This window comes from Brevibacillus parabrevis (assembly GCF_022701015.1).
Taxonomy (GTDB): Bacteria; Bacillota; Bacilli; order Brevibacillales; family Brevibacillaceae; genus Brevibacillus; species Brevibacillus parabrevis.
The window spans coordinates 332,501-346,520 of sequence record NZ_CP064090.1 but is presented as its reverse complement, the minus strand read 5'-3'; the positions used below and the strand labels follow the sequence as shown (position 1 = coordinate 346,520).

At 53.7% G+C, this 14,020-nt stretch carries 15 protein-coding genes (1 of these 15 only partly in view); 13 read left to right on the top strand and 2 right to left on the bottom strand.

Annotated elements, in window-relative coordinates; all coding sequences use genetic code 11:
- The first annotated feature begins 16 nt into the window (after positions 1-16).
- The 5 genes from tsaE to IRJ17_RS01525 all read left to right on the top strand — a co-directional run bounded on the left by tsaE (position 17) and on the right by IRJ17_RS01525 (position 5,213).
- The gene (gene tsaE, locus IRJ17_RS01545) at positions 17-487 is read left to right on the top strand and encodes a tRNA (adenosine(37)-N6)-threonylcarbamoyltransferase complex ATPase subunit type 1 TsaE (RefSeq protein ID WP_122966568.1); all 471 of its coding nucleotides are present in this window, start codon (positions 17-19) and stop codon (positions 485-487) included.
- Positions 468-1,190 carry a tRNA (adenosine(37)-N6)-threonylcarbamoyltransferase complex dimerization subunit type 1 TsaB gene (tsaB, locus tag IRJ17_RS01540; protein WP_122966567.1) on the top strand — a complete coding sequence of 241 codons (723 nt, stop codon included), beginning with the start codon at positions 468-470 and terminating at the stop codon, positions 1,188-1,190. Before tsaE ends, tsaB begins: the two co-directional genes overlap by 20 nt.
- A 4-nt stretch (positions 1,191-1,194) precedes the next feature.
- On the top strand, positions 1,195-1,650 hold the full coding sequence (rimI, locus tag IRJ17_RS01535; protein ID WP_122966566.1) for a ribosomal protein S18-alanine N-acetyltransferase: 456 nt from the start codon (positions 1,195-1,197) through the stop codon (positions 1,648-1,650).
- The gene (gene tsaD / locus IRJ17_RS01530; protein WP_122966565.1) at positions 1,650-2,738 is read left to right on the top strand and encodes a tRNA (adenosine(37)-N6)-threonylcarbamoyltransferase complex transferase subunit TsaD; all 1,089 of its coding nucleotides are present in this window, start codon (positions 1,650-1,652) and stop codon (positions 2,736-2,738) included. The genes rimI and tsaD overlap by 1 nt, the downstream gene beginning before the upstream one ends.
- 240 nt (positions 2,739-2,978) lie before the next feature.
- Complete coding sequence (locus IRJ17_RS01525) at positions 2,979-5,213, top strand: hypothetical protein (protein ID WP_242772895.1); 2,235 nt, start codon at positions 2,979-2,981, stop codon at positions 5,211-5,213.
- 18 nt (positions 5,214-5,231) lie between these two features.
- Here IRJ17_RS01525 and IRJ17_RS01520 read toward each other — a convergent pair whose 3' ends face one another.
- Positions 5,232-7,166: an ABC-F family ATP-binding cassette domain-containing protein gene (locus tag IRJ17_RS01520; RefSeq protein ID WP_122966563.1), complete on the bottom strand. Its 1,935-nt coding sequence runs from the start codon at positions 7,164-7,166 to the stop codon at positions 5,232-5,234.
- Between the two features lie 105 nt (positions 7,167-7,271).
- Between IRJ17_RS01520 and IRJ17_RS01515 the strand changes: the two genes are divergently transcribed.
- From IRJ17_RS01515 to IRJ17_RS01490, 6 genes are all read left to right on the top strand, one after another.
- The gene (locus IRJ17_RS01515) at positions 7,272-7,850 is read left to right on the top strand and encodes a 5-formyltetrahydrofolate cyclo-ligase (RefSeq protein WP_173599856.1); all 579 of its coding nucleotides are present in this window, start codon (positions 7,272-7,274) and stop codon (positions 7,848-7,850) included.
- 99 nt (positions 7,851-7,949) lie between these two features.
- Entirely contained in the window at positions 7,950-8,465 is a 516-nt protein-coding gene (locus IRJ17_RS01510; RefSeq protein WP_122966561.1) for a MogA/MoaB family molybdenum cofactor biosynthesis protein, read from the top strand.
- The gene (locus tag IRJ17_RS01505) at positions 8,459-9,460 is read left to right on the top strand and encodes a molybdopterin-binding protein (RefSeq protein WP_173599855.1); all 1,002 of its coding nucleotides are present in this window, start codon (positions 8,459-8,461) and stop codon (positions 9,458-9,460) included. The genes IRJ17_RS01510 and IRJ17_RS01505 overlap by 7 nt, the downstream gene beginning before the upstream one ends.
- 41 nt (positions 9,461-9,501) lie before the next feature.
- The gene (gene tatA, locus IRJ17_RS01500) at positions 9,502-9,861 is read left to right on the top strand and encodes a twin-arginine translocase TatA/TatE family subunit (RefSeq protein ID WP_063229477.1); all 360 of its coding nucleotides are present in this window, start codon (positions 9,502-9,504) and stop codon (positions 9,859-9,861) included.
- A gap of 18 nt (positions 9,862-9,879) precedes the next feature.
- Positions 9,880-10,656 carry a twin-arginine translocase subunit TatC gene (gene tatC, locus IRJ17_RS01495; RefSeq protein WP_242772893.1) on the top strand — a complete coding sequence of 259 codons (777 nt, stop codon included), beginning with the start codon at positions 9,880-9,882 and terminating at the stop codon, positions 10,654-10,656.
- A 129-nt stretch (positions 10,657-10,785) separates the two neighbouring features.
- Positions 10,786-11,196, top strand: coding sequence for a hypothetical protein (locus IRJ17_RS01490; protein WP_122966558.1), 411 nt, complete (start codon positions 10,786-10,788; stop codon positions 11,194-11,196).
- 7 nt (positions 11,197-11,203) lie between these two features.
- On the opposite strand, the gene IRJ17_RS01485 is transcribed toward IRJ17_RS01490, so the two are convergent.
- A complete protein-coding gene (locus IRJ17_RS01485; protein WP_173599854.1) occupies positions 11,204-12,547 on the bottom strand; it encodes a CAP domain-containing protein in 1,344 nt (447 codons plus the stop codon).
- A 263-nt stretch (positions 12,548-12,810) separates the two neighbouring features.
- On the opposite strand from IRJ17_RS01485, the gene groES reads away from it, so the two are divergent.
- On the top strand, positions 12,811-13,095 hold the full coding sequence (groES, locus tag IRJ17_RS01480; protein WP_007721023.1) for a co-chaperone GroES: 285 nt from the start codon (positions 12,811-12,813) through the stop codon (positions 13,093-13,095).
- 55 nt (positions 13,096-13,150) lie between these two features.
- On the top strand, positions 13,151-14,020 hold the 5' portion of the coding sequence (gene groL / locus IRJ17_RS01475; protein ID WP_063229481.1) for a chaperonin GroEL. 762 nt of this gene lie beyond the right edge of the window; 870 of the gene's 1,632 nt are visible here — the first part of the coding sequence; its start codon is at positions 13,151-13,153; its stop codon lies beyond the right edge, outside the window.

Sequence of the window (14,020 nt, the reverse complement as noted above, 5' to 3'; positions counted from 1 at the left end):
GCGAGGAGTGGATAAAATGGGCTATATCTGGAAGCTTGCAGGCGCGCAGGAAACGCAGCGTTTTGCAGAGCAACTGGCACAGTGTCTGGCCCCGAGTGACTTTTTGGCGCTGGAAGGCGATCTGGGGGCCGGAAAGACGACGTTTACCCAAGGGCTTGCACGAGGGCTTGGCGTTCGCCAAGTAGTGAACAGTCCGACGTTTACGATCATAAAAGAATATCAGGGGCGCTTGCCGCTTTATCATATGGACGTCTACCGGGTAGGGGATGATCCTGATTCGCTTGGGCTGGACGATTACTTTTTTGGCGAGGGAGTCTGTGTCGTCGAGTGGGCCTCCTTGCTTGAGGATTACTTGCCGGCGGATCGGCTGACGGTTTTCCTGCGAACATCTGGCGAGGATGAGCGAAGCATCGAGCTGTGTCCCAAGGGAGAGCGTTACGTGAAATTGTGTGAGGAGTTTGATTTTGATGCGCGTACTGGCGATTGATACATCCAATCTGGTGTTAAGTGTAGCGGTGGTGGAGGAAGAACGCGTCCTTGCCGAAATGACGACGAATCAGCAAAAAAACCATTCGATTCGGCTGATGGACTGCGTAAGCGAGTTGCTGGATGCGACCGGAACCTCTCCTGAGCAGCTTGGCGGCTTTGGAGTAGCGAATGGACCAGGCTCCTATACGGGAGTGCGCATTGGAGTGGCTACGGCCAAAAGCATGGCATGGTCGTTGAACGTGCCAGTCATCGGCGTGTCCAGCCTGGAAGTAGTGGCTATGAATGCCTTGGGCTTTCCCGGGTTGATCGTACCGTTGTTCGACGCTCGCCGGGGACAGGTGTACACAGGCTGCTACCGCGCGAACGGTCTGGACGCGGTTGACGTGCAGGGGGATGAAAAAATCATCTTGCTCCAGGACTGGTTGCCCCAGCTCAGGGATATGGCTCAAGGACAGCCGATTCTTTTTCTGGGCGAAGATGTGCGGATTCACCGGGAAGCGATTGCACAAGAACTGGGAGAGCAGGCCCGCTTTGCGTCTCCCGCATCCAATCACCCTCGTGCCGCTCATATCGGATACGTGGCATTGCGCCGACTGCAGCAAGCGGGCAGTGCGCACGAGCTAGTGCCCGAGTATTTGCAACTGGCGGAAGCCGAAGCGAAGTGGCTTGCCCAAAAGCAGGCGGGGGCCGTAAAGGAGTAGAAGGATGAGCCAACCAATCGATTTGGAATATCGTTTCATGACGATGCAGGATGTCGGGGCTGTGGCTGAATTGGAGCGACTGTCGTTTTCCACTCCTTGGCCGCACGACGCATTCGTCAATGAGCTGACGAAGAACCCGAACGCCCGTTATGTCGTCGTTGTCCACCAGAACCGGATCGTCGCTTACTGCGGCATGTGGATCGTGCTCGACGAGGCCCATATTACCAATGTGGCCGTCCATCCATTGTTCCGCGGGAAAAAAATCGGGCTGGGTCTCATGATCAAAATGATGGGAGTCGCGAGGATGTTTGGGGCGAAAAGCATGACGCTGGAAGTCCGTCCATCCAACCTTGTGGCGCGGAACATGTACACCAAGCTCGGTTTTCGCGAGCATGGCGTGCGCAAAAGATACTATTCAGATAACAATGAGGACGCAATCATTATGTGGGTGACTTTGTAATGAACAAGACGACTACATCGCGCTACGAGATGCGCGTACGAGAAGCATATGAGGCGCATAAAAAGTCTGGCGCGCCCGTGTATATTTTAGGAATCGAGACTAGCTGCGACGAGACATCGGCATCTGTCGTGCGCGATGGCCGCGAGGTGCTGTCCAATGTCATCGCTTCACAAGCAGACATCCACAAACGCTTTGGTGGCGTGGTGCCGGAGGTCGCATCCCGCAGACATGTGGAGAACATTACGCTGACCATTGAGCAAGCTTTGGCTGAGGCAGACAAGAAGCTGGAGGACATTTCCGCCATTGCGGTAACGTATGGGCCCGGTCTTGTAGGCGCCCTGCTGGTCGGGGTAGCGGCGGCAAAAGCTATTTCGCTGGCAAGGGGAATCCCGCTTATCGGTGTCCATCATATCGCAGGACATATTTACGCCAACCGGCTTGTCGAGGAGATGGACTTTCCGTTGATCGCTCTCGTTGTTTCCGGCGGTCATACGGAGCTTGTCTGGATGAAGGGGCACGGACAGTTCGAAATTTTGGGCGAGACGCGAGACGACGCTGCCGGAGAGGCGTATGACAAGGTAGCGCGGGCGCTGAACATGCCGTATCCGGGTGGACCGCACATTGACCGACTCGCGCATGAAGGGGAACCGAACGTCCCGTTGCCGCGTTCCTGGCTGGAACCGGACTCCTACGATTTCAGCTTTAGCGGTCTGAAATCAGCCGTGCTCAACACGTTGCACAACGCAGCGCAACGGGGAGAGACGATTGAACCCGCGAATTTGGCCGCGAGCTTCCAGGACTCGGTGACCGAAGTGCTGGTGGAAAAAACGATTCGCGCCGTCCGCGCTTGCCAGGCGAAGCAAGTGCTTTTGGCAGGCGGCGTAGCTGCGAACCGCGGCCTGCGGGAACGTTTGCAGGCACGTTGCGAATCTGAGGGAATCCCGCTTGTCATCCCGCCTCTCTCGCTTTGCACGGACAACGCTGCCATGATCGCGGCAGCAGGCTATATCAAGTATGAAAAAGGGCAGTTTGCCGCTCTCGATCTGAACGGCGTCCCTGGTTTGTCCCTGAATGAAAACGAACAGTAAACGATTTAAAACGAAAAGTCCATTCCCGGGAATGGGCTTTTTTTCGTCCCTCGTACTCCCAGAAATCGAGCTTTTTCGACATTATCCACAAGTTCAGGATAACTTTCCGGGTTGTTCTCACAGCCCCCTGTGAATACTGGTGATAACACGAGAAAATGACCGGGAAATTCACGTATAGCCTGTGGATTATTTTGTGGAATATGTGGATAAAAATTTCCGGTTATCAACAGGAGGAACCCGATGAAGTCCAAAATCGTGCTGCTCTTTTTGCTCATCCTGATATTGTTTGCGCATACAAATCCCGGAAAAACGCTGGCAGTTCAAGAAAAACCGCAAGTCATCCTGTTGTTTGTGGAAGGGATGTCTTTTGCCGATCTGGAAAAGCTCAAAAGCTTGCCGCTTGTGGATAAGTGGATCGGCCAAGCGGGGGCAGCAGCTCTTTCTTTGCGCACGCCAGGGCCGCGAACGGCTGCGAATGGCTACTTGCTGATGGGGAGCGGAGGACAGGCTCTGTACACAGAGCGAAGCGGTACAGCCTATCACTCTGCGGAAATTTTTTCGCCGCGCGAGACGGCAGGAGAGCGGATGCAGGAGTTGGGAGGCTATCGGGCGCACGACTTGGCGCGCTCAGCGATCCTTTTTCCCGGTATATTCCGTCTGCATGAGGACAACCGCGACAAGCCGTATACTTCCCGCCTTGGACTGTTGGGCACGACACTGGCAGCATACAAGATTCGGATCGCCTCCTACGGCAATGGAGACTTTGAGGAAACCAGGCAAAGGCAGGCTGTGCTTTTCGCCATGGATCAGGAAGGGAGAGTTCCTGCCGGAGACGTATCGGAAGCAAACTCGCTGTCTGTCAGAGGATACCCGTACGGAGTGAAAACGAATACGGCCTACTTGCTCGATCGGATTCGCGCAGACCGTTCATCCGGGTTGATTGCGGTACAGCTTTCTGATTTGTCCCGCCTGTATCAGCTGGGGCCGGACATGGAGCCGGGGCAGTTTGCGAGACAATATCAGCGCGTCCAGAACGATTTGGCGCAGTTTCTCGACCAGTTGCTTTCCTTGCGCAGAGCTAACCAGATGATCATGCTGGTATCGCCCGCCGTCAATTCCGTGGCGGCAAAAGACAAGGCGCTGCTCTCGCCGCTTTTGCTGTGGTCGGATCAGTCTTCCGGGCTGCTGACTTCTGCAACGACGCGCCAGAACGGTCTCGTGAGCGGGCTGGATGTGTTGCCGACAGTGCTGACCTGGCTGGACGTGCCTGTCCCTAAAGGGTTGACGGGTCATTCCATTTACCGGACAGAAGGCGACCTGTCGCAACTGCTCAGCCAAGTGGAACAGATTCATCATACGTACGCGACAAGGCCGTCTGTCCTGTACACTTACGTGATGCTGCAAATTGTGACGGTAGGCTGCGCAGCGCTGCTGTGGATGTGGGGGAGAAGAAGAGAAGGAGTGGGGCTGTCGCGCGTGCGCAGAGGAGTTCGCCTGGCGCTTCTGGCGTTGCTCTGGTTCCCTGCGTTGCTTTTGCTGGAAGCGGCGCTGGATTGGAAGGTGCACGGCTCGCTGATACTGGGAGTATTGATCATGGCTGCTCTGGCGATTGCCTTTTGGCAGGAGAATCAATCGCTCGCAAAAATAACGCTGGGTGTCAGTGCGGTCACGGTGGCAGTTGTATGTCTCGACGGGTGGACGGGAGCAACGTTGATGCGGCAGTCTTTTCTCGGCTATGATCCGGTGATCGGGGCGCGGTTTTACGGATTGGGCAATGAATACGAGGGAGTGATCATCGGAGGAACGGTCATGCTTGTCGCTTCCTTGTACCAGCTGTATCGGGAGCGGACGAGAGTGCTCCCTGTGGCTGGCTTGGCACTGCCCGGCGGTTCCTTGCTCGTCTGTGCGGTTGTGCTCTACTACATGGTCGCGCCGAACCTGGGGACAGATGCGGGCGGCTTTCTGGCAGGCTTGATCGGGCTTTTTGTCGCGTTTGCCCGGCTGCATGACCTGCGAATCGGAAAAAAAGGCCTCCTGCTGTTAACAGGCGGCCTCGTTCTCGGGGTAATCGGGTTGATGGCGACGAGTCTGTTGTCCGACCAGCCGCTCACCCATGTAGGGAGAGTCTCGCAGCAAATACTCGCAGGTGAATGGGGCGAGGTCGGACAGATGATTGAGCGAAAGCTGGCGATGAACGTGCGGCTGATTCGCGTCTCGATCTGGAGCAAAGTCTTCGCCGTCTCGCTCATTGCACTGGGCGTGCTCTCTTTGAAAAATGACCGCTTTCTCCGGCATCTGGCGCAAGACACGCCTTATTTGGTAAAAGGCTTCGCCGGAGTCATCGCCGGATCGCTCGCAGGTCTTGCGCTGAACGACTCCGGGATCGTGACGGCTGCGACCTGCATTTCGTTTCTGATCGTTCCAGCGCTTTACGCGGCTTTGGAGGAGCCTGAGCAAAAGCGCTGCTCCACGTAGACGGAGCGTTTGCCTCGCTTATTCCTCGGACAGCGAGCTCCACTCATCATACAGCTGCTCCAGCTCCTGTTTGGCGGCCTGGATCAGATCGTTGCGCTCTTTGGCCTGCATATGATCGCTGTAGATTTCCGGGAGGCACAGTTCTTCCTCCCACTTGACGATATCGGCTTCCCGCTTTTGGATCGTTGCCTCAATCTCTTCCAGACGGCGCTGGCGCTGGCGCTCGCGCCGTTTTGCTTCTTTGTCCAGCTCGTAGGACGATTTTTCCGCCTGGGCGGCTGTAGTCGTTCCCTGCTTTTTCGCTGGCTGCGCGGCTTGCTCGGCGGCCAGCTCCTCCAGTTCCTGCTTCTTTTCCACGTAGTAGTCGTAGTTGCCCAGATAGCTTGTCACGCCATTGCCTGTCAGCTCCAGCACGCGGCTGGCGATTTTGTTCAGGAAGTAGCGGTCATGGGAGACGAACAAAATAGTGCCCGGATAGTCGTAGAGCGCGTTTTCCAGCACTTCTTTGCTGAAAATGTCCAGATGGTTCGTCGGCTCGTCGAAAATGAGGAAGTTGGCTTGCTTCAGCATCAGTTTGGCCAGGGAGACACGCGCGCGCTCGCCGCCTGACAGATCGCTGATTTTCTTTTGGACATCGTCGCCGCTGAACAAGAAATTGCCGAGCAGCGTCCGCACGTCTTTTTCCAGCATGTTCGGATACTCGTCCCAGATTTCCCCCAGCACAGTGTTGCGCTCGTTCAGGTTGCGGTGTTCCTGGTCGTAGTAGCCGATTGTGACGTTGCTTCCGAAGTGTACGTCTCCGGCAAGAGCTTGCAACTGTCCGACAATCGTTTTCAGCAAAGTAGATTTGCCGATCCCGTTTGGCCCGACCAGTGCGACGCGTTCCTCGCGCTCGATTTCAAAAGTCAAGCCGCGGGAGAGAACGGCATCCGGGTAGCCGACAGACAGGTTGCTCGCTTTCATGACGATGGTTCCGCTCATTTTGGCTACTTCAAAGGAAAAATTCACCGACTTGTTGTTCATGATTGGCTTGTCCAGACGGTCCATTTTCTCCAATGTTTTGCGTCTGCTCTGCGCCCGTTTGGTTGTCGTGGCGCGAGCGATGTTGCGGGCGATGAAATCTTCCAGCTTGGCGATTTCCTCCTGCTGCTTCTCGAACCGCTTCAAATCCTGCTCCAGCCGGGCAGCCTTTTCATCGAGGAAGCGGCTGTAGTTGCCGACATAGCGCGTAGCGCGAGTCCGTTCGATTTCGTAGACGACAGTCACCAGCTTGTCGAGGAAGTAGCGGTCATGGGATACGACCAGGATCGCTCCCTGATAGTTTTGCAAATACGTTTCCAGCCAGGTGAGCGTCTCGATATCGAGGTAGTTGGTCGGCTCGTCCAATAGCAAAATCGTCGGAGATTGCAGCAGCAGCTTGGCAAGCGCCAGCCGCGTTTTCTGCCCGCCGCTCAATGTCTTGATCGGAGTCTGGTAGTCCATGTCCGCGAAGCGCAAGCCGTGCAGGACGCCGCGAATGGCCCCTTCGTAGCTGTAACCGCCTTTTTCCTTGAAAGCTTCCGAGCGCAGCGAGTAGTTCTCCAAAATTTGCTGGTATCGTTTTTCATCTGCCAGCACGGCCGGGTCGCCCATTTTGGCTTCCAGCTCGCGCAATTCTTTTTCCTCCGCCCGCAAGTGGTCGAACACGCTCAGCAGCTCATCCCAAATACATCGTTCCGATTCGAGGCCGCCATTTTGGGCCAGGTAACCGACCGTTACGTCTTTCGGGATGCGAACCAGCCCGCTGTCATAGCTCAACTCGCCCGCAAGTATTTTCATCAGGGTAGATTTGCCCGCGCCGTTTACGCCGACCAGTCCGACCCGTTCTCCTGTTTGTATTTGCAGAGAGATGTCCTGTAGAATGGTTTCGATGCCATACGTTTTTTCTATATGTTCAGCCTGTAGCAAAATCATCTGATTCACCTCTTTATATAGTAATGCAAGTGTAGCCTAGAGAGAGCGCACGGGACAAGCCTTCAGGACGCGGTCCTTGTGCGAAAGGAGAGGGGACAAGCCGCCATGGACCAAAAAACGAATAAAAAGCAGCTGCGAAGCCATATTTTGGAGAGGCGAAAAGCGCTTCCGGCAAGTGAGCGAGAGCAGTATTCTGCGCACATATGCCGTCACCTTCTGGAGAATGAGCGGATTGCCAGTGCCAGGGCGATTTTTGCCTTTCATCCGTTTGGCGACGAAGTAGACATCTTGCCTTTCATTCGGGAAGCGATGAACAGAGGCCAGGAAGTTTGGCTGCCGCTTGCTTTGATCGAGCAGCGCCGATTAATCCCTTACCGATTTACCGGAGAACACATGTTGAAGCAGGGCGTGTACGGAATTATGGAGCCGGACCCGGAAAAGGCAGAGGAAGCGGATGTGTCACTGTTGGAGGCCGTAGTTGTGCCAGGTGTCGCTTTTGACAGGCATGGCGGCAGAATGGGCTACGGCGGCGGGTTTTACGATCGCTTTTTGGCTGGACTGGACAGACTGCCGTTTTTAGTAGGGGTTGGCTTCTCCATGCAGGTCGTGGAGCATGTCCCGCTGGAGCCTCACGACATCCGGCTTGACGGGATTGTAACGGAAAAAGGCTATTTTCAATCGTGAAGGTTTTGTGTCAGGCGCTTCCTTTTTCGCGCTATTCTCTCTACACTATGGACAAAAAAGTGTACAATATGAACGAATGAGAAAACGGAGGAATGAACTGTGGGTAAATGGAAGGTAGGCGTTATCTCGGCGAGTGATTCGATTGCCAGAGGAGATCGGGCAGATGATCGGATTCCCATCATCCGCAATCTGACAAGGGATTGGCTGGACGTAGATGTTGCTGTCTACCGTGCCGTTACTGATGATATGGAAGACTTGCAGGAGCATATGATTGAGCTGGTGGATCGTGAAAAATGCGACCTGCTGATCGTCACTGGCGGGACAGGGCTCAGCCCGCGCGATGTTACGCCGGAAGTGACAGAATGGGTCATCGACCGGCCTGTACCGGGGCTGGCGGAAGAAATGCGCCGTGCCGGCTTGCAGCAATCCCGCCGTGCGATGCTGACGCGCGCTGTTGCGGGTACGCGCGGCAACTCGCTCATCATTAACCTCCCTGGAAACCCTAAAGGGGTCGAAATCTGTTTTAATGCGATCGGCGACATGCTCGCGGACGCTTTGCACATTTTGCAAGGAACAGGGGAAGCCAACGAAGATTGGGGAGGATTGGGTTGGTAGAAAAACCGAAAATGCGGGAAGTTCCAGTGCGGGAAGCCATCGGCATGATGCTGCCGCACGACATGACGCAAATTTTGCCTGGCGAGTTTAAAGGCCGCCTGTTTAAAAAAGGACATGTCGTGACCGAAGCGGATATTGAGCCGCTTTTGTCCATCGGCAAGGAGCACATTTACGTGCTGGAAATGCCTGAGGGCTTCATTCATGAAGAAGAGGCAGGCATTCGGATTGCCAAGGCCGTATCCGGGCAAGGCTTGACGCTGACGCCTCCGTACGAGGGCAAAGTATCGATGAAAGCATCGCGGACTGGCCTTGCCAAGATCAACGAAGAAGCGGTGCATGCCTTGAACACGCTGGAGGGAATTGCCTTTTCCACCATGTACGGTGATCAAATCGTGCATCCGGGGCATACTTTGGCTGCCACGAGAATTATTCCCCTGATCATCGAGGAGACGCGCATCATTGAACTGGAACAGTTGGTCAAGCAGTTTGACGGCCCGATTATTCAGGTGAAGTCGTTTGAGGAGAAGCGAGTCGGTCTCGTTACGACCGGAGGGGAAGTATTTTCCGGCAAAATTGCTGACAAGTTCGGCCCGGTGATTCGGAACAAAGTGGAAGCGCTCGGCTCTACTGTTGTGGACCAACGCTTTGCTCCTGACGACAAAGAAGCGATTGAACAGCAAATTCACTCGTTTCTCGACGAAGGCGTTGATTTGGTGCTCGTCACGGGCGGTATGTCCGTCGATCCGGATGACAGGACGCCGGGAGCGATCGCAGGTGTAGGAGCGGAAGTGGTTCGATACGGAACGCCGATGCTGCCTGGCTCCATGCTGATGGTTGCCTATAAAGGGGAAGTTCCGATTCTCGGTCTGCCTGGGGCTGTGATGCATGAGCCGTTCACTTCATTTGATGTGTTTTTGCCGCGGATTCTTGCAGGAGAACGAATTGTTGCTTCTGACATGACGAGACTCGGTTATGGCGGTTTACGGAAGTGTTAGCTGGTTAGACTGGCACATAACAGGAAAAAGGAGTGAAGAAAATGAGTTCGATTGGGATTCCTGGATTGATTCTGATTCTCGTGTTGGCGTTGGTGCTGTTCGGCCCGAAAAAACTCCCGGAGCTTGGACGCGCCGTGGGACACACGCTGAAAGAGTTTAAAAACGCTACGCGCAGTTTGACTAGCGATGACGATGAGGACGACGAAGCGAAGAAAAAGGAGCTGGCTGCCAAAGAAGCTCCGGCGAAAGCGGCAGTCGTGACCGAGAAGGACGCTTTTGATCGTGAAAAAATCGAGCGTGAAGTTCGCGAACGTCTGGAGCGCGAGCGCTTGGAAAAGGAAATTCGTGAAAAGCTGGAATTGGAACGCCTTCAGATGGAGAAAGAGCAGCAGAAGGCATAATCAGGTAAGGTGGTTGCCATGAGAGATCGTGAAATGACAGTGGTTGAACACCTGACGGAGTTGCGCAGGCGCATCATATGGGTGCTGGCGGTGTTTGTCGTCGCGCTGATAGCCGGTTTTTACTTTGCCGGTCCGTTGATTGAATACTTGAAGCAAGAGCCGATTGCCGATGGAGTGCCGATTATTTCCCTGCATCCATCCGATGCTCTTCGCGTGTACATGCAGTTTGCCTTTTTGATTGGTGCGGTGGCGGCGCTGCCTGTCGCCTTGTTCCATCTTTGGCGCTTCGTTTCGCCAGGTTTGGAGGAACGTGAGCGACGCGGTTCGCTTTACTTTATTCCGGCGGCCTGTTTGCTTTTTATCGTAGGTATTTTGTTTGGTTATTACGTCGTATTTCCGATGATCATGCAGTTCATGACCGGCATGACTGCGACGATCGGGGCTGACCCCAATTACGGAATCGCCGAGTATTTTGGCTTCCTGTTCAACATGGTCATCCCGTTCGGCATTTTGTTCCAACTGCCGATCATCGTGATGTTCCTCACCCGTCTGCGCATCCTCAACCCGATGAGGTTGGCAAAAGTAAGGCGGTTCGCCTATTTCGGACTGGCTGTAGTCGGGATTACGCTGACGCCACCTGAGATTGTCAGCGACATCATGGTGACGATTCCGCTTTTGCTGCTGTACGAGATGAGCATTTGGCTGTCGCGCATCGTGTACCGCAAGCAGCTGCGCGAAGAAGCCGAGTGGGAAAAAGAATACGGCAGCTTCGAAACGGACGAGCTGGTACGATAACTTATACGAAAGAAGACCCGTGCTATGGAATGGATAGCAGCGGGTCTTTTTTATTGCCAAGCGGTTGGCATGACTTTGCAAACAGGTGGGAGATACTAGAAAAGTTAATAAGGGAGGTGCTTGCAAACCATGTGGCTGATTTTATGTTTGACTCTGTTCTTTTCGTCCGGTTCCGCAGTTGGTGCAGAGCAGGTAGAGTTGTTCGATTCCGACAAGCAGCAGGTTGTCGCCACGTTTGCCAATTCAGACGTGTTTCAAAAAGAAGCGGAGCAGCTGCTTGCGACAGTGAGTGGGCGAGTGCAGGAACTGAACCCGTCTTTGGACCATGTGATGATTGTGAAAATACCGTTGGCTCCTCCCAAGCGGTTGAAGCTTGCCTCGGCTAGTTTGGATACCGACATTGCCGAGATGTTCGTCATCATGCCCAAAAAAGGCGGAAGACGTCCTTGGCTGATTTTGCACACGAAAGAGTACGAGACGGTCGTGGTCGAGTTTACAGGCGCGGTGGATCAGTTGCGGGCGAACGTTCAATTGCGCTGAGGAAGGATCACTTGTTGGGAGTAAGGAACGCTTGGGTGAAATAATCAGTGATGACCCCGACACCTAGCTGGGTGAAGTCCTTTTCCAGGATGTTTTTCCTGTGCCCGGGACTGTTCATCCAGCTTTCGTGCGCTTCAATGGCGTCGGGGTAACCTGCCGCAATATTTTCCCCCGCCATGCTGTAGGTGATATTCGCTTGCTTCAGACGGTCAAAAGGACTGCTTCCGGTCGTCGGGGAGATGTGGTCGAAGTAATCGTTTGTTTCCATATCAAGGCTGTGCCCTCTGGCAACCTGGGCGGCTTCCTCGTTCCATTGCAGGGGAGGCAGCTTGTAGCGGTAGCGGGTGACGTTGACGAGATCGATGGTCTGCCGTTCGTTGGCGAGGTTGACTTGTTCCCGTTGGCCTACATTCAGGACTGGAGGATCGAAGTCAGGCGCTTGCCCTTGGTAGGACCATTTCGTCTCGTAAAATCCGCCGCGCAAAAGCATTTGCGTGTCGATCATGCGCAACCCGGTCACTTTGTTGCCATTTTGCTTGTCCAAATAAAAAATGTGCGGGACTCCGTCTTTCATGACGAGCGGGCGCTGCTGCTTTTGATTGGTGATCTGGATGTTCGCTCCCATATAGGAAAAGGTGATTGTATTTTGCAGAGGGTACTGGCGCTCCAATGCTTGCAGGCTGCTGCCCACGCCGATGTTGCCAAGTGCTGCATCCGGGGCGAGAGAGTAGAGATCGACGACTTTGCCGCTTGCGATGCCCACCTGCACGAACTTGGCCGGATCGCGATTGTACACCCACCATTCATAGCCGAGACTGCTCGGGTCTTTGCGAGCCGGTTCGCCCAACAGCTTTTTGACCTCATCGGAGGACATGCCGATTGTCATGCCAAAAAGCGTAGCAGATGATTTCATTGAAGCATCTCCCGAATCGGCCGTTTTTGCCGGAGCGTTTTGAGCTGGCGCGGTAGCGGGTATGGCGTCCTCCGCTTTGGGAGACGATGGAGCAGGGGAGCCGCTGACTTCTGACGACAGCTCGGTCGGGACTGTCGGAGGCTGACCAACCCAGGCAAAATGCGAGGATTCGTCCCAGCCGACAGGTTTGTTGAGATGCCGCCCGATCATGGAAAGAGGGACGTAAAGCGTTCCGCGATATTCCAGGGAAGCGGGCAACTCCTGGCCTCTCTCTACATAATACCCTTGCGCATTGCCTGTGGCGATTTTGCGTCCGTCCCAGTAGATGTCGGCAGGGTAGATATTTACCCGTATAAAGGAAGTGGTGTCCGATGAGAACAAACGGCTGATCCCCAGCACACCGAGGGCAATCAAGCCGATCCAGAGCCATTTTTGCATGGAACATTTCCCTCCTTGGCAGGCTTGTCTGATCGTATGTTTGATTTATATGAGACAGACTGATTGCTAGAACCGTCTGCTAGAAAAAGTCATCTAGTAGAAGAACGGCAAATCGAGACGAGCGGTTGGGAAAAAATGAGGGAAACTACTTGCAAAGTACATAGCGATTCATTATTATAGGAATTGGGTGTTAGCACTCAACTGTTATGAGTGCTAACAACAGAAACTTTGTTTACCTACATTTTTTGAGGAGGGTGTTTTTAGTGCTTAAGCCATTGGGTGACCGTGTGGTAATCGAAGCTATCTCCAAAGACGAAACGACTGCAAGCGGTATCGTTTTGCCTGATTCTGCAAAGGAAAAACCGCAAGAAGGCCGAGTAATCGCAGTTGGTTCTGGCCGTGTTGCTGACAACGGCGAGCGCATCGCTCTGGAAGTAAAAGAAGGCGATAAAGTAATCTTCTCCAAATACGCTGGTACTGAAGTTAAGGTAGACAATAAAGAATACCTCGTGCTGCGCGAATCCGATATCCTCGCGATCATCGGTTAAGGCTCTTGACATAGGAAGTCGAACGACAAAACACATATCAGGAGGTAGAGATTAGATGGCAAAACAAGTCAAATTCTCTGAAGACGCTCGCCGCTCCATGCTCCGCGGTGTGGAAACTTTGGCAAATGCGGTTAAAGTAACCCTCGGTCCAAAAGGCCGTAACGTGGTTCTGGAGAAAAAATTCGGTTCTCCACTCATTACAAACGACGGCGTAACCATCGCGAAAGAAATCGAGCTGGAAGACGCTTACGAAAACATGGGTGCGCAACTGGTTAAAGAAGTTGCTACCAAAACAAACGACATCGCGGGTGACGGTACAACCACTGCAACTGTTCTGGCTGCAGCTATGATCCGTGAAGGTTTGAAAAACGTAACAGCGGGCGCTAACCCGATGGTAATCCGTCGCGGTATGGAAAAAGCTGTTCGCGCTGCTGTGGAAGAAATCAAATCCATCGCGAAACCAGTTGAAAACAAATCTTCTATCGCACAAGTAGCTGCGATTTCCGCTGACGATCAAGAAGTTGGTAACCTGATCGCTGAAGCTATGGAAAAAGTGGGTAAAGACGGCGTTATTACTGTTGAAGAATCCAAAGGTTTCGTAACGGAACTGGAAGTAGTAGAAGGTATGCAATTTGACCGCGGCTACGCTTCCCCTTACATGATCACTGACACTGACAAGATGGAAGCGGTTCTGAACAACCCTTACATCCTGATCACTGACAAAAAAATCTCCAACATCCAGGAAGTTCTGCCTGTACTGGAGCAAGTAGTACAAAGCGGCAAACCACTCCTGATCATCGCTGAAGATGTGGAAGGCGAAGCGCTGGCTACTCTCGTAGTGAACAAACTGCGTGGTACCTTCACAGCTGTAGCGGTAAAAGCTCCTGGCTTCGGCGATCGCCGCAAAGCTATGCTGCAAGACATC